17 protein-coding genes are annotated in these 18,058 nt (G+C 60.1%); 11 read left to right on the forward strand and 6 right to left on the reverse strand.

The annotated features are described in order from the left end of the window. Positions 1-93: 93 nt before the first annotated feature. From PR017_RS10075 to PR017_RS10090, 4 genes are all read left to right on the forward strand, one after another. Entirely contained in the window at positions 94-2,460 is a 2,367-nt protein-coding gene (locus PR017_RS10075) for a putative bifunctional diguanylate cyclase/phosphodiesterase (RefSeq protein ID WP_111222700.1), read from the forward strand. Between the two features lie 20 nt (positions 2,461-2,480). Then, positions 2,481-3,200: a substrate-binding periplasmic protein gene (locus PR017_RS10080; protein WP_111222699.1), complete on the forward strand. Its 720-nt coding sequence runs from the start codon at positions 2,481-2,483 to the stop codon at positions 3,198-3,200. A 94-nt stretch (positions 3,201-3,294) separates the two neighbouring features. Next, complete coding sequence (pth, locus tag PR017_RS10085) at positions 3,295-4,020, forward strand: aminoacyl-tRNA hydrolase (protein ID WP_111223004.1); 726 nt, start codon at positions 3,295-3,297, stop codon at positions 4,018-4,020. Between the two features lie 4 nt (positions 4,021-4,024). Then, entirely contained in the window at positions 4,025-4,594 is a 570-nt protein-coding gene (locus PR017_RS10090; protein WP_111222698.1) for a YcxB family protein, read from the forward strand. A gap of 42 nt (positions 4,595-4,636) precedes the next feature. Here PR017_RS10090 and clpS read toward each other — a convergent pair whose 3' ends face one another. Next, entirely contained in the window at positions 4,637-4,948 is a 312-nt protein-coding gene (clpS, locus tag PR017_RS10095) for an ATP-dependent Clp protease adapter ClpS (RefSeq protein WP_111222697.1), read from the reverse strand. A 360-nt stretch (positions 4,949-5,308) separates the two neighbouring features. Between clpS and ychF the strand changes: the two genes are divergently transcribed. From ychF to PR017_RS10110, 3 genes are read left to right on the forward strand one after another with little or no spacing between them, the layout of a single operon-like run. After that, positions 5,309-6,412, forward strand: coding sequence for a redox-regulated ATPase YchF (gene ychF / locus PR017_RS10100; RefSeq protein WP_111222695.1), 1,104 nt, complete (start codon positions 5,309-5,311; stop codon positions 6,410-6,412). Between the two features lie 41 nt (positions 6,413-6,453). Further along, the gene (locus PR017_RS10105; RefSeq protein WP_111222694.1) at positions 6,454-6,924 is read left to right on the forward strand and encodes a MaoC family dehydratase; all 471 of its coding nucleotides are present in this window, start codon (positions 6,454-6,456) and stop codon (positions 6,922-6,924) included. Next, the gene (locus tag PR017_RS10110) at positions 6,921-7,388 is read left to right on the forward strand and encodes a MaoC family dehydratase (protein WP_111222693.1); all 468 of its coding nucleotides are present in this window, start codon (positions 6,921-6,923) and stop codon (positions 7,386-7,388) included. The genes PR017_RS10105 and PR017_RS10110 overlap by 4 nt, the downstream gene beginning before the upstream one ends. A 27-nt stretch (positions 7,389-7,415) precedes the next feature. Here PR017_RS10110 and PR017_RS10115 read toward each other — a convergent pair whose 3' ends face one another. The 4 genes from PR017_RS10115 to petA form a co-directional block, all read right to left on the reverse strand. Further along, positions 7,416-7,958: an adenine phosphoribosyltransferase gene (locus PR017_RS10115; protein ID WP_111222692.1), complete on the reverse strand. Its 543-nt coding sequence runs from the start codon at positions 7,956-7,958 to the stop codon at positions 7,416-7,418. 167 nt (positions 7,959-8,125) lie between these two features. Further along, the gene (locus PR017_RS10120; protein ID WP_111222691.1) at positions 8,126-8,983 is read right to left on the reverse strand and encodes a cytochrome c1; all 858 of its coding nucleotides are present in this window, start codon (positions 8,981-8,983) and stop codon (positions 8,126-8,128) included. Between the two features lie 23 nt (positions 8,984-9,006). Then, complete coding sequence (locus tag PR017_RS10125; protein WP_111222690.1) at positions 9,007-10,329, reverse strand: cytochrome b; 1,323 nt, start codon at positions 10,327-10,329, stop codon at positions 9,007-9,009. A 15-nt stretch (positions 10,330-10,344) separates the two neighbouring features. Beyond that, positions 10,345-10,923: a ubiquinol-cytochrome c reductase iron-sulfur subunit gene (gene petA, locus PR017_RS10130; RefSeq protein WP_111222689.1), complete on the reverse strand. Its 579-nt coding sequence runs from the start codon at positions 10,921-10,923 to the stop codon at positions 10,345-10,347. A 379-nt stretch (positions 10,924-11,302) separates the two neighbouring features. Between petA and PR017_RS10135 the strand changes: the two genes are divergently transcribed. Then, positions 11,303-12,235 (forward strand): endonuclease/exonuclease/phosphatase family protein, encoded by a 933-nt coding sequence (locus PR017_RS10135; protein WP_111222688.1) that lies wholly within the window; start codon positions 11,303-11,305, stop codon positions 12,233-12,235. 253 nt (positions 12,236-12,488) lie between these two features. Further along, on the forward strand, positions 12,489-13,469 hold the full coding sequence (locus PR017_RS10140; RefSeq protein WP_161959389.1) for an acyltransferase: 981 nt from the start codon (positions 12,489-12,491) through the stop codon (positions 13,467-13,469). A 28-nt stretch (positions 13,470-13,497) separates the two neighbouring features. On the opposite strand, the gene PR017_RS10145 is transcribed toward PR017_RS10140, so the two are convergent. After that, positions 13,498-15,348 carry an ABC transporter ATP-binding protein gene (locus tag PR017_RS10145; protein WP_111223003.1) on the reverse strand — a complete coding sequence of 617 codons (1,851 nt, stop codon included), beginning with the start codon at positions 15,346-15,348 and terminating at the stop codon, positions 13,498-13,500. A gap of 381 nt (positions 15,349-15,729) precedes the next feature. Here PR017_RS10145 and PR017_RS10150 point away from each other — a divergent pair, with 381 nt between their 5' ends. Beyond that, a complete protein-coding gene (locus PR017_RS10150) occupies positions 15,730-16,191 on the forward strand; it encodes a tRNA (cytidine(34)-2'-O)-methyltransferase (protein WP_111222686.1) in 462 nt (153 codons plus the stop codon). A gap of 201 nt (positions 16,192-16,392) precedes the next feature. After that, complete coding sequence (locus PR017_RS10155; protein ID WP_111222685.1) at positions 16,393-18,039, forward strand: Na/Pi cotransporter family protein; 1,647 nt, start codon at positions 16,393-16,395, stop codon at positions 18,037-18,039. Positions 18,040-18,058: the final 19 nt, after the last annotated feature.

Genomic DNA, 18,058 nt, shown 5'->3' on the forward strand with positions numbered 1-18,058 from the left:
TAACAAATCTGTGAAACTTTACGCCACAGAGTTGCAGCCGTCCGATAAACATCGCTCGAGCGCCACCTTCAACCAGGGGAAGATTCGGACGCGATGAACAATTCCGTCGAAAACAGGTTTTTTGCGATCGTCTGCGGCGCCCTTCTGGTCTTCGTCGCACCGCTGTTCGTGCTGTTCCTGTTTCTCTCGTCGGAACGCGCCGAGAAGGAAATCCGCGATCACATCACGGTCTTGCTGGCCGCCAACGCACAGGCGCTGGCCAAGCCTCTCTGGGATCTGGACGAGGACACCATCACCCAGGTCAGCGCCACCACCGTCTCCGAGGGCGAGCAGGTCCAGGTCAACGTCCGCGACACATCCGGACAGCTGGACATTACCCAATCGACCATTCCCAAATCCTTCGACGGCAAGCTGGAATCGATCTCGCGCGCCATCACTTACATGACGGTGGACGGCAGGAAGACCCTCGGCACCATCACCGTTCTCTACCCGCAGCTCGGCATCTTCGATGGGTTGAAGCACGAAGAGATCGTCTTCATCTCGATTTTCATTTTCGCCGTACTGACCGTTTTCGGAACAGCCCTGATCGGTAATCGGATATTTGTCATCCAGCCGCTGATGCGGCTTGCCCATGCCATCGAGGCGACACGCCAGCTCGGCTCCCGCCACCACGTCGACTGGCAATCGAACGACGAAATGGGTCGGCTGGCGCGCAGCTTCAACGAGATGCAGATCAAGCTGGAGCGCGAGGAGACAGAACTGAAGCTCGCCCATCGCGGCGCAACCGATACCTACAACCTCACCCCCGCCATGCTGTTCTCCCTGGACCAGAACGACTGCATTTCCGCCGTCAGCGATTACTGGCTGGCCGCGACAGGCTACCGGCGGGAGCAGGTTCTTGGCCGCCCCTTCGCCAGCCTGCTGATGGAACAGTCCCGCGAGAAATACATTCAGCGAAAGCAGAAACACGGCCGGGCTGCACCGCAGATCGAGGTGACGGTCAAGTTCCCCTGCGCAGACGGCCGGATCATGGATCTGCTCATCCTGGAATCGACAGCCGCCAAGGGCGGACGGTCGCTGTCGGTCATGACAGATGTCACCGAACTCAAGCAATCCGAGGACCGCAATCTGCGCCAGGCGATCACCGATCACCTGACCGGCCTCCTGAACCGCCAGGGTTTCGAGACGGCGCTCGATGCCAAGATCAACGAGGCAGACCTACGCCGCCGGGAACTGGCCTGCCTGTTTATCGATCTTGACCGTTTCAAGTGGATCAACGACAATCTCGGCCATGCTGCAGGCGATGCAGCACTGTGCGAACTCGTCGCGCGTCTGCAGGCCCATTTGTCGCCAGGTGACATCGCAGCCCGCCTCGGCGGGGACGAATTTGCAATTCTGATCTTGTCCGAAGACGCCGAAGAAAAGGCACTCGCCATGGCAGCCAGCGTCGCAGAGATCTTCGCAGCTCCGTTCGTTGGCGATGCCCGCCTCAGCGCCAGCATCGGTATCGCCATCTATCCGCGCCACGCTGCCAACGCCTCCGAACTGCTGCAAAAGTCAGACATGGCCATGTATGCCAAGAAGCGCGAGGGCAAAAATGGCGCGCAGATCTTCGACAACAGCATGTTGGACGACGCACGCGGCCGCGCCGAGGTGGAAGCCTTCATCGAGACAGGCCTGACCGAAGACTGGTTCGAGGCTTACCTGCAGCCGATCGTCAACATCGAGGATCGTTCGATTGCCGGCTTCGAGGCGCTGATGCGCCTGCACCATCCACAGAAGGGAGTCCTGCCGCCAAAGCCGATCATCGATATCGCCGAGGAAACCGGATCCATCATCCGCATCGGAACGCGGATCATGGAAAAAGCCATCGCCAACCTCGCCCGCATTTCCAGGCTCGACGGCATGCAGGATGTCTATCTGGCGATCAACTTCTCGCCACTCCAGTTCGAGCCGGCCCTGCCCGCATTGATCGCCGGTCTGCTCATGCGCCACGAAATCAAGCCGCAACGGATCGTCATCGAGATCACCGAGGCGGTCCTGATGGACGACAACCCCGAGGTCCGCAACATCATCAACGAGATCTGCGGTTTCGGATGTCGCATCGCGCTGGACGATTTCGGGACGGGCTACTCGTCGCTCAGCTACATCAACCGCTTTCCGGTCGACATCATTAAGATCGACCAATCTTTCACCAAGGCTATCAACGATGCGTCTCCGGACGTCCGTCGGAAAAGCCGGATGCTGGTCGAAAGCATCACGACCCTGTCCCACAAGATGAACTGTACGGTGATCGCTGAAGGCATAGAGACCGAAGACGAGTGTGCGACGCTGATCGCCATGGGTATCGACTACGGCCAGGGCTACCTGTTCCACAGGCCACAGCATCCGGATGCGCTGCTGGAAACGCTGGCAGGCCACACTAGCGGCGGTCGCGGCAGTATGGCCTTGGCATCCTGAACCTCGCGCTGGAGAAGCCCATGATCAAAATGCTTTTGCCTTTCCTGATTGCTTCCCAGCTTACCGTCACTGCCGAGGCGCAGACTGTATCCTTCGTGACGGAAGAATATCCGCCCTTCAGCTACCGCGAAGGAAACGACATCCGGGGCGCTGCCGTCGACCAGATCAGGCTGATGATGCGCGGATTGAACGATTTCACCATCGACGTCGTCCCTTGGGCCCGCGCCTATTCACAGGCCCGGACGACACCGATGAACTGCGTCTTTGTCACTGCCCATACAAGCGATCGCGACACCCTGTTCAAATGGGTTGAGCCGCTGCTGGTCGATCGCAATTTTCTCGTCAAACACACAGGCACTTCGGTCAACGCGACAACCCTCGAAGAAGCAAAACCGTTTACAGTCGGCACCTGGCGCGAGGACTACACCGAGACCCTGCTGCGCAATCTCGAATTCCCTAAGATCGACGTTGCCAACACCATGTCGGCGACGCTCAAGAAACTGATGAACGACCGCATCGACATGATGCCGCTGTCGGAACCTTACCTGGACAAGCTGATCAAGGAGGGTAAGCCGCTGGAGCGCGTCGTCCTCTTGTCGCGCCAGGTGATGGGCATCGCCTGCCACAAGGACTTCCCCGAGGATTTGCGCCAGAAGATGCAGGTTGCATTGACCGGGCTGATAACTGACGGAACGCAGAAGCAACTGTTCCAGCAGTACGGAATGGCGCTCGAAAACTGAGGCCTCGACCCCTCATCCGCCAGAAAATCCGTCTTGACTTGACGACCCATTCGCGTCGATGAACGGCTTCGTCATCTGCGAAAGGACGACAGCCATGCTTCTTATCGCCGGCCTCGGCAATCCCGGGCCCCAGTACAAAGCCAATCGCCACAACATCGGCTTCATGGCCGTCGATGCCATCCACCGTCGCCACAGCTTCTCGCCCTGGACGAAGAAGTTCAAGGCCGTCATTGCCGAAGGTGAACTCGATGGACAGAAGGTGCTGCTCATCAAGCCGCAAACATTTATGAACCTCTCGGGCGAGTCCGTCGCTGAGGCGATGCGCTTCTACAAGCTGCAGCCTGCAGATCTCGTCGTCATCTACGATGAACTCGATCTCGTTCCAGGCCGCGCACGGCTGAAGACGGGCGGCGGCCATGGCGGACACAACGGCATCAAGTCAATCGACGCGCATGCCGGGCGCGAGTATCGCCGCCTTCGCCTCGGCATCGGCCATCCCGGCGTCAAGGACCTGGTACAGAGCCACGTGCTCGGCGACTTCGCCAAGTCCGACAAGACCTGGCTGGAGCCTCTGCTCGAAACGCTTGCCGACCACGCCGACATGCTGGTACGCAACGAGGATTCGCAGCTGATGAACAAGCTGGCGCTTTCAGTGGGCGAAAAGTCGTCGGAAGAAAAGGCACCGAAGCTGGCCGCATCGGGAAAGCCACCAGGCCAGTCGCATATCCGCGCTGCACGGAATTTCAACCAGCCCAAGGCCCTGCCGACGACCGGCCCGATGGCGGATATGCTGAAGAAGTTGTTTGGTGGCAAGGAGTGACGCGATGGCTTCATCACCGGAGATACCCACCGACGCGTTAAGCGATAACAAGACAGCTTACACGCTCACGGCTGCGGAATTCGCGATGGGCAACGAACTTATGCAACGCTCCAACTTTCAGGTTGCTGGCGTCATTGTGCCATCCATTGTGCTGGGATGCGCAGTATCCTTATTTCTGCCGGGAGATCCGCCGGGCCGGCTCGACATGGCGATTCGCGTTGTGACAATGAGCCTCGCCATATTCTGCGGCTTGCTTGCTATTACCAAGCTCAAAAGGTTCCGCAATCGCCGGCGGGCGGTGACCAACTATCGCCTGTCGCCCTTCTACCACGAGCGGTGTGTCTTCGAATGGAACGATGAGGGCGTACGAGTCGAAACCGACAGCGGATATCAATTGTACAGGTGGAAATATATTCGCGCATGGTGTGAGGACGACAGGATCATGGTCCTATTCTTCGGACCGCATATTTACATCTATCTGCCTAAACGCGCTCTCACCCCACAGATGACGGAAGGCCTGAAAAATAGACTTGATCAGGCGGGCTTGCACCGAGCCAAACTTTTTCCCATCTGATCCGATAACCAGGATACCCTTTATCCGCCACCACCTCCCCGCCTATTCCTCCGGCTCGGTGGTGAACATCAACGGGAATCCGGCTTCCTTGCCGTAGTCGGTTGCTTCCTTGGCCTTGGTCTCGGCAATGTCCTTGGCACAGACGACGATGACGCAGGAACCCAGTTGATGGGCCGTGATCATCATCCGCGCGCCGGTTTCCTCGCTCATGCGGAACACCGCCTTCAGCACCATGATGACGAAGTCGCGCGGCGTAAAATCGTCGTTGATCAGGATGACCTTGTACATCTTGGGCTGCTCAAGCTTAGGCTTGATCACGGTCTTGGGTTTGAGGTTTGTACTGCTGGCACTCATGGAAAATCCGTCTCCTGAAGACGCCGGAGCTCTGCTGGGCTCGACTTGGCCTTATATTGCGCTGCGACAGGCAGTGTTCAAGCAGGCAATGTTCAAGAACGAACATGCGTGTCTTACAAGCTGAGGCCCATGCTCGATGACCAGCGCGGCCGATGGGCAAACCATAGCGCCCCGATAGAATCGGCTGGTCTGCTGAAGTTATCACACCGCTTTTCAATGACATCGCTTCGCCCTAGATTGTAGGGCAAATCCGCCATACCTTCAAGACAACGGCCCTGCAGATGCCGAAAGGCTTGACCGCCCTGCTCCTTTATCTCATACGCACAGCCAAACATTTCCAGTAAATCAGGTGTCACAGCCATGGGCTTCAAATGCGGTATCGTCGGCCTTCCGAATGTCGGTAAGTCCACACTCTTCAATGCGCTGACCAAGACGGCGCAGGCTCAGGCGGCCAACTATCCGTTCTGCACCATCGAACCGAACACCGGCGAAGTCGCCGTGCCGGATCCGCGCATGCAGAAGCTGGCCGGCATTGCGGGCTCGAAGGAAATCATCCCAACCCGCATTTCCTTCGTCGACATTGCAGGCCTGGTGCGCGGAGCCTCCAAGGGCGAAGGCCTCGGCAACAAGTTCCTCGCCAACATCCGCGAAGTCGATGCTGTGGTGCACGTGCTGCGCTGCTTCGAAGACGACGACATCACCCATGTCGAAGGCCGCATTGATCCGGTCGGCGACGCCGAGACGATCGATACGGAACTGATGCTGGCCGATCTCGAGAGCCTGGAGCGTCGCACCGAGCAGACTCGCAAGCGCGCCAAGAGCAACGACAAGGAATCGATGACGCTGTTGCCGATGATGGACGCGTCGCTCGCGCTCCTCAACGAAGGCAAGCCGGTCCGCACGCTGCTGCCCAAACTCGACGCCGAAGAGCTGGAGATCCTGAAAGGGCTGAACCTGCTGACGTCGCACCCGGTGCTCTACGTCTGTAACGTCGCCGAAAGCGATGCGGTCAGTGGCAACGCCCATACCAAGGCCGTGGAAGAAATGGCCAAGGCGCAAGGGTCGCAATGCGTCATCATCTCGGCCGCCATCGAATCCGAAGTGGCGCAGCTGCCGGATGAAGAATCCAAGGAGTTCCTGGAGGCCCTCGGCCTCAAGGAAGCTGGCCTCGACCGCCTGATCCGCGCCGGCTACAGCCTGCTCGACCTCATCACCTACTTCACCGTCGGCCCCAAGGAAACGCGTGCCTGGACGATTGCGCGCGGCACCAAGGCACCGGCAGCGGCCGGCGTCATCCATACCGATTTCGAACGCGGCTTCATCCGCGCCTTCACAATCGGCTACGACGACTACATCAACTTCAAGGGTGAAGTCGGCGCCAAGGAAGCTGGCAAGGGCCGCGACGAAGGCAAGGAATACGTGGTTCAGGACGGCGACGTCATCCACTTCCGCTTCAACACCTGATCCGGCGCAAGCCGTATTGCGCGAAGCGGGAGGAGACCGCGATGGCTGACAAGAGACTTGCATTCGAAGATTTCACCGCCGGCCGCAGCTTTCCGCTCGGTCCAATGGCGGTGACGTCTGATGAAATCATCGCATTCGCACGGGAGTTCGACCCGCAGCCGATGCATCTTGACGAGGAAGCCGGCCGCGCCAGCATCCTTGGAGGCCTTGCAGCGTCGGGCTGGCATACTTCGTCGATGTTCATGCGGATGATGTTCGACAGCTTTCTGTGCCGTTCGCTCTCCGAAGGCTCGCCGGGCATCGACGTCATGGAATGGCGAAAGCCGGTCCTCTCCGGCGATACGCTGTCCGGCCGTTCGACAGTGCTCGAAGCCCGTCCCATGCGGTCGCGACCGGGCATCGGTATCGTTAAATTCCGTCACGAGGTGGAGAATCAGCGCGGCGAGATCGTCAACCTCGTGGAAAACTCCATCATGTTCCGCATCGAGACCGCAGCGGGGGATCCGGCATGACAATGGCGGAGACCTATGCCATCGGCCTCAAGGTCGATATCGGCACCTACACCTTCGACGCGGATCGCATCGTCGCCTATGCGACACGCTTTGACCCGCAACCTTTCCACGTCGATCCGGAAGCGGCGAGGCAATCGCTGTTCGGCGGCCTCTGTGCCTCCGGCTGGCATAGCTGCTCGGCCTGGATGAAGACCTTCGTCGCTTTCTGGGCAGAGGAGACGGCCCGCCTCGAAAGCCGGGGCCTGACGGCGCCGAAACTCGGCCCCTCGCCCGGCTTCAAAAACCTGCAATGGCTGCGACCGATCTTTGCCGGCGACACGGTGCGCTATTCGGTGACGCTGTTGTCGAGCCGCAGCCTCGCCTCGCGCCCGGGATGGATCATCAACACCATCCTCTGCGAGGGCGAGAACCAGGACGGCATCCCGGTTCTCCGTTTCGAAAGTAGCGTCCTCGAATTCGAGTGACGCCGCTCTCGATGGCTCGGGAACCGGCTAGTGGCCCGAGAATTCCACCAGCGTGTGCACAGGCACATCCAGCGCTTCAAGCTTACGGCGACCGCCGAGATCCGGGAGGTCGATGACAAAGCAGGCAGCCACCACCTCGGCGCCCATCTGTCGGAGCAACTGCGTCGCGCCGACAGCGGTGCCGCCTGTGGCGATGAGGTCGTCGATGAGGATGACCTGTTCGCCGGGCATGACCGCATCGCGGTGCATCTCCATTTCGTCGAGGCCGTATTCGAGGCTGTAGGCGATGCTGACCGTTTCATGCGGCAGCTTGCCCTTCTTGCGAATGGGGATGAACCCGGCTGACAGCTGGTGGGCCACAGCGCCGCCGAGAATGAAGCCACGCGCTTCCATGCCGGCGACCTTGTCGATCTTCATGCCGGCACAGATCTGCACGAGTTCATCGACGGCACGCCGGAAAGCCCGGGGATTACCGAGCAGCGTGGTGATATCGCGGAACATGATGCCGGGCTTAGGATAATCCGGAATGGAACGGATAGATCGGATAAGTTCATTGTCACGGGTTGTCATTGGCGAAGGAGCCTGCTGCTGTTCGTTGCAAAAAGCCACCAATAGGGTGGAGCAGCCAGCCATGTCCAGCCGAAAGCGCAATCGCAGTCGCGCAAGCTGAGACAGCTTCGAACCTAGCAATGACGAGGCCGCCCGAAGCGGCCTCGTCGTTACCTATCGCGTCCTGCTCAGTGTTCCGTCTTGGCGTAGACCGACCGCTTTACCAGGTAGATCAGGACGGTGAAGATCAGCAGGAACACCATGACCATGAAGCCGGTGTGCTTGCGCTCCTCCAGATGCGGCTCGGCAGCCCACATCAGGAAAGAAGACACATCATGGGCGTACTGATCGACGGTCTGGGGCGATCCGTCGTCATAGGTCACCTGGCCATCGGACAGCGGCTTCGGCATGGCCAGCACAGCTGCGGCATGGAAGTACGGATTGTAGTGCCCATTCGGCGGCACCTGGAAACCGGCCGGCGGTTCCTCGTAGCCTGTCAGCAGCGAGTATATGTAATCCGGCCCGTTTTCCTGATATTGCGTGAAGATATCGAAGACGAAGCGCGGAAAGCCGCGCTCGACTTCACGCGCCTTGGCAAGCAGCGAGAAGTCCGGCGGTGCGGCACCGTGGTTGGCAGCCTCAGCCGCTTCCTTGTTGGGAAAAGGCGACGGGAAATGGTCGGATGGCACAGCCTTCCGGGTGTACATCTCCCCTTGCGCATTCGGTCCGTCCTGCGTCTCGTAGTTGGCGGCGAAGGTCTTCACCTGCGCCTCCGAATAGCCGAGATCGCTGAGTGTGCGGAACGGCACGAGGCTCATCGAATGACAGGCGGAACAGACCTCGGCATAGACCTTCAGCCCGCGCTGCAGTTGCGCCTTGTCGTAGTAGCCGAAGGGTCCGGCGAACGTCCACTTCTGCTCTCGCGGCTCCTTGAGCGGATAGACCGGCGTCGCCTCGGCGGCCGGCTTGGTGTCCTCGGCACGAAGCGCCGTGCCTGCGCCAGCGAGGATCGCCAGCGTCAGAAAGCCGGCAGCGAACTTGCTCATCGTCGTCTTCCCCATCTCCGCGCTCATGCCCCGACCACGACCGCTGGAGCGGACTTGCGGCTCTGCTTCTCGAGTACCGCCTCGGTAATCGAGTTTGGTATTCGTCGCGGTGTCTCGACGAGGCCAAGGACCGGCATGATCACCAGGAAGAAGCCGTAGTAGAACAGTGTCCCGAACTGCGAGTAGGCGACGTAATTGCCCCTCAGGTCGCCGTGGAACAAGAGGCCGAAAAGCCCGGTACCTTCCGCCGGCATCGCTCCGAGCCAACCGAGAAAGATGGCGTTGGCGACGAACAGCCAGAAGCATACCTTGTACCAGGGACGATAGACAGCCGAGCGAACCTTCGACGTGTCGAGCCAAGGCACGAAAAACAGCACCAGGATCGCGCCGAACATGGTGAGCACGCCGGCCAGCTTCGAGTCGATCGGACCGATGCTGAAGGTGATCGAGCGCAGCATGGCGTAGAACGGCAGGAAATACCATTCAGGTACGATATGCGCCGGTGTTTTCAAGGGATCGGCAGGAATGTAGTTGTCGGCGTGGCCGAGATAATTCGGCAGATAGAAGACGAAATAGGCGTAAACCAGCAGGAAGACGGACACACCGAGCGCATCCTTCATCGTCGCATAGGGCGTGAAGCGCACCGTATCCGTCTTTGTCTTGATCTCGACGCCGGTCGGATTGGTCTGGCCTGCCACATGCAGCGCCCAGATATGCAGCACGACGACGCCGGCAATCATGAACGGCAGCAGGTAGTGCAGCGAGAAGAAGCGGTTCAGCGTCGGATTGTCGACGGCAAAGCCGCCGAGCAGGAACTGCTGGACCCACTCGCCGACGTAAGGCAGCGCCGAGAAGAAGCCGGTGATCACGGTCGCGCCCCAGAACGACATCTGGCCCCAGGGAAGCACGTAGCCCATGAAGCCAGCCGCCATCATCAGCAGGTAGATGATGACGCCGAGGATCCAGAGAACCTCGCGCGGCGCCTTGTAGGAGCCGTAATACAGGCCGCGCGCGATGTGCAGGTAGACGGCGACGAAGAAGAACGATGCACCGTTGGCATGCATGTAGCGCAGCAGCCAGCCATGGTTCACGTCGCGCATGATCTTTTCGACGGAGTTGAACGCCACGGTCGTCTCGGCTGCATAATGCATTGCCAGCACCACGCCTGTCAGGATCTGCAGCACCAGCATGACAGCCAGCATTGCGCCAAATGTATAGGCATAGTTCAGGTTGCGCGGCACCGGATAGGCGACAAAGCTGTCATAGACCAGACGCGGCAAAGGAAGCCGCGAGTCGATCCACTTTTCAAGTCCGGTGGATGGCTCGTAGGTTGATTGACCACTCATGATTCAGTATCCCCCTCAACCGATCTTGATCACTTTGTCGGATGTAAATGCGAACGTCGGTATGGCGAGGTTCATGGGTGCGGGACCCTTCCGGATACGACCGGCAGTGTCATAGACCGACCCATGGCACGGACAGAACCAACCGCCATATTCCCCCGAAGTGCCGAGCGGCACGCAACCGAGATGGGTGCAGGAACCGATCATTACGATCCAGTTCTCCTTTCCCTTGCCCGCCGAGCGGGCGATGTCGGTTGCTTGTTCTTCGGGAGGCAGGTTGGCGTTGCGCGCGACCGGGTCCTTGAGGTCGCCGATCGGGGCGGAATTGGCCTCGGCGATTTCTTTTTCTGTCCGGTTGCGGATGAAGACGGGCTTGCCACGCCATTTGACTGTCAACGACATGCCGGGTTCAAGGCTGGAAACATCGATTTCGACAGAAGCAAGCGCCAGCGTGGATTGATCCGGCCGCATTTGGTCGATAAATGGCCAGACTGCCGAAACGGCACCGACTACGCCGGCCATGCCGGCTGCTATATACAGAAAATCGCGCCGCGTCGGCTCGCCTAAGGTCTCGCTCTTCGTGTCGTTCTCGCTCACGCGGCCCCTCCTCTTCACGCAGAACCGCGGATGTGCCGCGGCAATCCCTCAACTCCGGCGAATCGCCCAGGCCACAATTCTGCCATAGATTTTCTCCGCCCCCAGCCGTTTTCTAAGCTTGATCGAACGCCATGTCCAGTCTTGCCAGCGGAGGTGGGCACAATGTCGCGGGCAAAACTACAGTTTTATCGGCGCATGACAGATCAAAACCGTCTACGCTTGGACTATTGTGGTAACCGCATGAATTGCCGAGGGATTCGCAAAGCAAATCCCCGCGTTGCACTGCAAAAACAACCATCGCAAACTTGCTGCGTTGCAACAACAGGGGCACCGTGCTAGTCGCTCCGCAGAAGCGCGCATCCAGAGGTAAGCCAGGGTCATGAGAGATACCGTCTATTGCGTGATATCGGTGGTGACCACCTGCATTCTCGGCATCCTGGCGGCCCGTTATGTCACACACCTGTGGATCCTCGCCTTCTTCGAGAGCCTGCAGACGCACATCGGCATCGCCTGCATTGTCGGAGCGCTTCTGGCGCTCGCAGTGCGGCGCCACTGGTACGCCATCGCGATGTTGGTGGTCGCGATCGTCATCACCGGCCACTCGATCGTCCTGCTTCAGGCCCGCGCAGAAACGCCAGCGCCTGCTGACGCGCAACCGTCCTACCGGCTGCTGTCTTTCAACATCGACGGCGACAATTTCTCCAATTCGGAAAAAATTGCCGATCTCGTTCTCAACTCCAAGGCCGATGTCGTGGAAATGTTCGAGGCGCCGCCGATGCTGTCGCAGATGACGCGACTGGCTGCCGTCTATCCCTACCGCATCGGCTGCGGCGTGATGGAGGACAATTGCGACAGCCTGTTGATGTCCAAGCGGCCGTTCATCTCGCAGTCGATCGGTAGCCTCAGCGGATTGTGGCGAAACCGCTTCATTCTGGCGACCGTAGACATAGATGGCCAAAAGATCGCCTTCGCCTCCGCCCATCTGAGCAAACCTTATTTCGACGACTTCCATGCAGACGAACTGGCAGCCTTGTCAGATTCCTTGAACGCGGTCCGCGAACCGCTGCTGCTGGCCGGCGATTTTAATGCGGCCGTGGTCGAACCCGACATGCAGGCGTTTCTCCGCCGCAGCAACTTGGCCCACGTTTTCCCGGAGCCCGCAACCTGGCCGATCGAGGCCGGCGCCTTAGGCATCGCCATCGATCACGTGTTTGCGCGGCCCCCGCTGCAGCTGAAATCCGTGCGTCGGATCGAGGATGCCATGGGGTCGAACCACTACGGGCTCATCACCGACTTCACCATCGCCCGGTAGTCCGACTATTCCGCATGGAAGGCAATGAAGCCTCCGGATGCCTGGCCCAGAGCTCGGAATAGAGGCCGCTGCTGCGAAAGCGGCATCATTTTGCGCCACGCGTCACGCTCTTCTGCTCGTGCCCTTTTTCGGGACACATTCTCGGGCAGACAGTCAGCCGGACACAGTGAGTTCACCAAAACCGGACGATGGCGCTTGCACTCCAGCGGCGCGCAAACGAAGACGACCTGCCTATCCTCAAGGAGATTTGCCGATGGCCGACGAAATCCTACTCGCCAGGCCAGACCGCAACACGTCCATAGATGCGATGCGCTACGTTTTCTCATTCGCCATCGTTCTGCTGCACTGCCTGCCTCCGGCCCAGCATCCGTCTTACCCCGACTGGGCAGCACTCGTGGCCATCGCCTGTCGCGTTGCGGTGCCGTTCTTCTTCATCACCAGCGGCTACTTCCTGAGACCCTTGGCAAAGCTCGATCTGTCGGTGGTCTTCAAGCCGTTGAACCGCCTGCTGCCGATCTACCTGTTCTGGATGCTCGCCTACTTCGTCTTCCTGCAAATCTGTCCGATCCAGCAATGGTCGTTCAGCCCGCGCGACATGATCTCGGGGGGCACCGCTTTCCACCTCTGGTTCCTGCCGGCGCTCGGACTTGCGCTGGTGCTGGTATCGGCGGGAACGAGCCTCATCGGCATCAGGGCCACGGGCACCCTGTGCGTCGTCCTTGCAGCCATCGGCGTGATTTTCAGCAGCTATCACAATGTGCTTCATCTGCCAGGCAATCCGCAACGCGGAGGCCTGTTCATCGCACCTCTGTTCGTTTACCTCGGCCTCTGCGCCAAGGTGGGAAACTGGACGCTGGGCAGATGGGCGGCCCCGGCGATCGGTCTCTCCTACATTGCCCTAATCCTGGAGGAATGGCTGATCTATCGCGCTTCGCATGCAGCCGTTTTCGTCAGCCACGACTTCACAATCGCCACGTATCTGGTCGGCCTGACGTGTTTTCTCGGGGTGCGCCAGATACCGCGTTCACAGTTTGTGGACCGGCTCGCGTGGTCTGGCCGGATCAGCCTGACTGTATATGCCAGCCACGTCTTCTTCCTCTGGCTGCTCGCACCCGTCATAGGCAACGATGAGATCTGGAGAGTCGGGCTCCTGACCATCCTGTCTTTCGGCCTGGCCACACTTCTGAGCCTTGCGCTCATGCGCATTCCGGGCCTGCAGCGCGTCATCGTATGACGACGCGCTGCCATGTTGTTACCGCGCCCTACTCCGCAGCAGCCTCGGTGGAGTGGTCAGCGAGGAAGCCGCCCGACTGGCGGTTCCACAGATCGGCGTAGATGCCGCCCCTAGTGATGAGGTCCGCGTGGCTGCCGGTCTCGATCAGCTTGCCCTTGTCGAGAACCACGACGCGGTCCATCTCCGTCAGCGTCGACAGCCGGTGGGCGATGGCGATAACCGTCTTGCCCTGCATCAGCGCGAACAGGTTCTCTTGGATGGCCGCCTCGACTTCCGAATCGAGCGCCGAGGTCGCCTCGTCGAGGATCAGGATCGGTGCATCCTTGAGGAACACCCGGGCAATTGCCACCCGCTGCCGCTGGCCGCCGGAGAGCTTGACGCCACGCTCGCCGACCTGCGCATCGAGACCCCTGCGGCCGTTCAAGTCGACCAGGTTCTCGATGAACTCCCACGCGTTGGCACGCTTGGTCGCCTCGACGATCTCGGCGTCGGTGGCATCCGGGCGGCCGTAGGCGATGTTATCGCGGATGGAGCGATGCAGCAGCGACGTATCCTGTGTCACGACGCCGATCAGCGCACGCAGGCTCTCCTGCGTCACGCCGGCGATGTCCTGCCCGTCGATGGTGATCTTCCCGGACTCCAGTTCGTAGAAGCGCAGCAGCAGGTTCATCAGCGTCGTCTTGCCGGCGCCGGAACGCCCGACGAGGCCGATCTTCTCGCCAGCATGGATATCCAGCGTCAGATCCTCGATCACACCCTTCGCCTTGCCGTAATGGAAGCGGATATGGTCGAAGCGGATCGCCCCCTTCTGCGCGACCAACGTCGACGCCGAAGGCCGATCGATGATGTCGTGCTTCTTGGTCATCATCTCCATGCCGTCATAGACCGTGCCGATGTTCTCGAACAGCGCAGATACTTCCCACATGATCCACTGAGACATGCCGTTGACACGCATCGCCAGACCTATGGCGATCGCAATCGCGCCGACCTCGATGGAACCGTTCAGCCAGAACCATATGGAAATCGCCGAGATGACGAAGAGCGCCACGCAGTTATTGATGTAGACCGACGCCTGGAAAAGGCTGACGTAGCGCATCTGTCCGTAAACCGTCTGCAGGAACAGATCCATCCCCGCCTTGGCATAGGATTCCTCGCGACCGGCATGGGAGAACAGCTTCACGGTCGCGATGTTGGTGTAGCTGTCGACGACACGACCGGTCATGGTCGAGCGCGCGTCGGCCTGCGTCGCGGCGATCTTGCGGAGCTTCGGGACGAAGAAGCTGACGATGCCGATATAGATCGCCAGCCAGACGAGGAGCGGCAACAGCAGCCGCCAGTCTGCCGTTCCGACGATGATGATCATCGTGATGATGTAGGTGACGACATAGACGAAGACGTCGAGCAGCTTCATCACCGTTTCGCGCACGGCAAGCGACGTCTGCATCACCTTTGTGGAAACGCGGCCGGCAAATTCGTTAGCGAAGAACGTCATGCTGTGGCGCAGCAGGAACCGGTGCATCTGCCAGCGGGCAATCATCGGATAATTGCCGAGCAACACCTGATGCATGATGATCGAATCCAGCACGGCCGCGACCGGCAGGCCGACAAGCACCATCGCTGCCATCCAGAACAGCGTCGCGCCTTCCGTTTGCAGGAACGTTGCCTTGTCGGCATGCGACAGCCAGTCGACGATCTGGCCGAGAAACCGGAATAGCGTGACCTCGCCGATGGCAATCAGCATCGTCAGGAAGCCCATGGCGGCAAGCCATGGGGCTGCAGGCTTTGTGTAGTGCCAACAGAAAGCAAATAGCCCGCGCGGCGGAACGCTGGGTTCCTCGCTCGGGAATGGGTTCAGACGCCGTTCAAACCAGCCAAACATGAAATGCTCCAGAAACGTCGAAGCCGCATCCCGCCGCTGCGTCCAATGGTTTCGCAGCGTCATATGGGAGCGGTCGCGGAAAGAACGAGGCCGTATCAGCCGCGCGATGGTTCAAAAAGGGAGAAAGTCGTCAGATCCTGACGAAAGCAGCCGGATTAGACACCGGCGTACGCACCGGGAGACGAACAGCCAAAAATCGATCCATTAGCGCCTCCTGCTGGTTTGCGTTGTGAACAATGTGCCTTTTATCGCAAAAACGACGTCTGCAAAAGCCCCAAAGAAGGTCCGAACACGCAGAACTTGCGATGGGACGCATCACAGACGTTGATGACCGCACATTTCAGTTGCGGGTTTTGCTGCCGATCGGATAGTCGAGGAGCCATGACCGCCTTGCACATCGCCCTCTACCAGCCGGATATCGCCGGCAATACCGGCACGATCCTGCGGCTTGCTGCCTGCCTCGATCTTGCCGTCGACATCATCGAGCCCGCCGGCTTCGACATCTCCGATCGCAACCTTAAGCGCGCCGGCATGGACTATCTCGGCGCAGTGGCCCTGACACGCCACATCAGCTGGGCGCATTTCGAGGCCTGGCGACGCGGGACCGGGCGCCGGCTGGTACTCGCTTCCACCAAGGCAGCCGAACGCTACACAGATTTCCTCTTTCGCGCCGGCGACATCCTGCTGTTCGGGCGGGAAAGCGCTGGCGTCCCGGATGCGGTCCACGAGGGAGCCGATAGTCGCATCCTCATTCCGATGGTAGAAGGCCAGAGATCCATCAACGTCGCGATGTCGGCGGCAATGATCGCGGGCGAGGCGTTGCGCCAGACACGCTGGGGCTGAGGGCGCGCTGCCATCAGTGACGCAAATTTGACCTGCAGATGTCGCTACAAGCGTTGATTTGCAGCGGGTTTTGTCCATATAATAGTTAGCCGACGAGCAAATTTTGCCGGGTGCGGCTCTCTCCAGCGCTGAAATTACGTGCCTTTTCAGTCTCCGGTCGATGCCGGAAGCCTACGGCATGAGAAGGAAATCCCGCGAAAAATGGACTCAACCACGGTCATGATCAACCTGTTCGGCGCAGTAGCCTTGCTGCTGTTCGGCCTGTCGCAGGTAAAGGACGGCGTCACCCGCGCTTTCGGTGCCCGCCTGCGGACCGGGCTGGCGACCGGGACACGCAGCAGCGGCCGTTCCTTCGTCTCCGGCTTCGTCGCGACGATCGCGCTGCAAAGTTCGACCGCGACCGCGCTAATGGTCGCGTCTTTCGTCGAACGTGACCTGGTGATCCCGTCCATGGCACAGATCGTGCTGCTCGGCGCCAATGTCGGCACCGCCGTGACGGCATGGATCGTGGCAACCGGCATCGAGTGGCTGTCGCCCCTGATCATCCTGATCGGCATCGTTCTCTACCGCCGCTCGTCGAGCAACCAGCAGGGCGCAGGCACGGCGCTGATCGGCATCGGCCTGATGCTGCTATCGCTGCAGCTACTGAGCATGGCGACGGCACCGATCCGCGAATCCCAGGCGCTTGCCGCCTTCATCGGCCTGCTCGACGGCGCCCTGCCGGTCGCATTGATCTTCTCGGCCGCCCTCGCCTTCATCTCGTCGTCGAGCCTTGCCGTTGTCGTGCTGATCCTGTCCCTCGCCTCCACCGGCATCCTGTCGCCCGCCCTCTCCATTGTCCTGGTGCTCGGCGCCAACCTTGGCGGCGCCATTCCGCCCGTCGTCGCAACCATGTCCGGTCCCGCAACCGCCCGCCGCGTGACGCTTGGCAACCTCATCGTACGCGCCATCGGCTGCGCCATTGCCATGCCATTGGCCGGCAACGCTGGCGCCCTTCTGCAAGGCCTCGGCTTTGCGCCCGCAAAACTGCCCGTCGACGCACATTTGATGTTCAACATCGCGCTTGCCGCCCTCGCATGGCCGTTTTCTCCACTGATTTCAAGGCTGATGCTGCGGCTGGTGCCCGCCGATGCCGCGACCGAGGACAGCCCGAGATTCCTCGACGAACAGGCTCTCGGGACCCCTGTGGTTGCCGTCGCTAGCGCGACCCGCGAAGTTCTGGCCGTCGGCGATCTCATCGAACGCATGTTGATCCGCACGCAGACCGCATTCGATAACAACGACCTGGCCTCGCTGAAGGAAATCCCGCTGCTGGAAAAGCGCGTCGATCGGCTGCAGCAGGAAGTCAAGGTCTATCTCTCCAGGCTCGGCCGTGGCGGGCTCGACGAGGAAACCAGCCGTCGTTCCATCGTCATCATCGATTACGCCATCAATCTCGAACATATCGGCGATATCATCGAGAAAGGCCTTTCGGAGCAGGTGGCGAAAAAGATCGGCCACGGCCTCGCCTTTTCCGACGATGGCTTTGCCGAGCTGCAGCGCCTGTTCACGATGACCATCGACAATCTGAGGGTCGCCCAAACGATCCTCGTGACGCGCGATTTCAATCTCGCCCGCCAGATGATGGAAGTGAAGGTCGATGTCCGTCGGCTCGAGAAGCAGTCTTCGGATCGCCATATCGCCCGGCTGCGCGACGGTCGCATGGACAGCCTGCAAACCAGTTCGCTGCATCTGGACATGCTGCGCGACCTCAAGCGGATCAATGCCCACATCGTCTCCGTAGCCCACCCCATCCTCGACGAGAGCGGCCTGCTGATCGAAAGCCGCCTGCTGAACGCAGCTGAGTGAGATGCTCGCGGGATGAACT

The sequence above is a fragment of the Rhizobium tumorigenes genome (assembly GCF_003240565.2).
Taxonomy (GTDB): domain Bacteria; phylum Pseudomonadota; class Alphaproteobacteria; order Rhizobiales; family Rhizobiaceae; genus Rhizobium; species Rhizobium tumorigenes.

Coding starts and splice junctions, on each gene's coding strand:
- PR017_RS10075 (WP_111222700.1), top strand. CDS start 94: ATGAACAATTCCGTCGAAAACAGGTTTTTTGCGATCGTCTGCGGCGCC.
- PR017_RS10080 (WP_111222699.1), top strand. CDS start 2,481: ATGATCAAAATGCTTTTGCCTTTCCTGATTGCTTCCCAGCTTACCGTC.
- pth (WP_111223004.1), top strand. CDS start 3,295: ATGCTTCTTATCGCCGGCCTCGGCAATCCCGGGCCCCAGTACAAAGCC.
- PR017_RS10090 (WP_111222698.1), top strand. CDS start 4,025: ATGGCTTCATCACCGGAGATACCCACCGACGCGTTAAGCGATAACAAG.
- clpS (WP_111222697.1), bottom strand. CDS start 4,948: ATGAGTGCCAGCAGTACAAACCTCAAACCCAAGACCGTGATCAAGCCT.
- ychF (WP_111222695.1), top strand. CDS start 5,309: ATGGGCTTCAAATGCGGTATCGTCGGCCTTCCGAATGTCGGTAAGTCC.
- PR017_RS10105 (WP_111222694.1), top strand. CDS start 6,454: ATGGCTGACAAGAGACTTGCATTCGAAGATTTCACCGCCGGCCGCAGC.
- PR017_RS10110 (WP_111222693.1), top strand. CDS start 6,921: ATGACAATGGCGGAGACCTATGCCATCGGCCTCAAGGTCGATATCGGC.
- PR017_RS10115 (WP_111222692.1), bottom strand. CDS start 7,958: ATGACAACCCGTGACAATGAACTTATCCGATCTATCCGTTCCATTCCG.
- PR017_RS10120 (WP_111222691.1), bottom strand. CDS start 8,983: ATGAGCAAGTTCGCTGCCGGCTTTCTGACGCTGGCGATCCTCGCTGGC.
- PR017_RS10125 (WP_111222690.1), bottom strand. CDS start 10,329: ATGAGTGGTCAATCAACCTACGAGCCATCCACCGGACTTGAAAAGTGG.
- PR017_RS10135 (WP_111222688.1), top strand. CDS start 11,303: ATGAGAGATACCGTCTATTGCGTGATATCGGTGGTGACCACCTGCATT.
- PR017_RS10140 (WP_161959389.1), top strand. CDS start 12,489: ATGGCCGACGAAATCCTACTCGCCAGGCCAGACCGCAACACGTCCATA.
- PR017_RS10145 (WP_111223003.1), bottom strand. CDS start 15,348: ATGTTTGGCTGGTTTGAACGGCGTCTGAACCCATTCCCGAGCGAGGAA.
- PR017_RS10150 (WP_111222686.1), top strand. CDS start 15,730: ATGACCGCCTTGCACATCGCCCTCTACCAGCCGGATATCGCCGGCAAT.
- PR017_RS10155 (WP_111222685.1), top strand. CDS start 16,393: ATGGACTCAACCACGGTCATGATCAACCTGTTCGGCGCAGTAGCCTTG.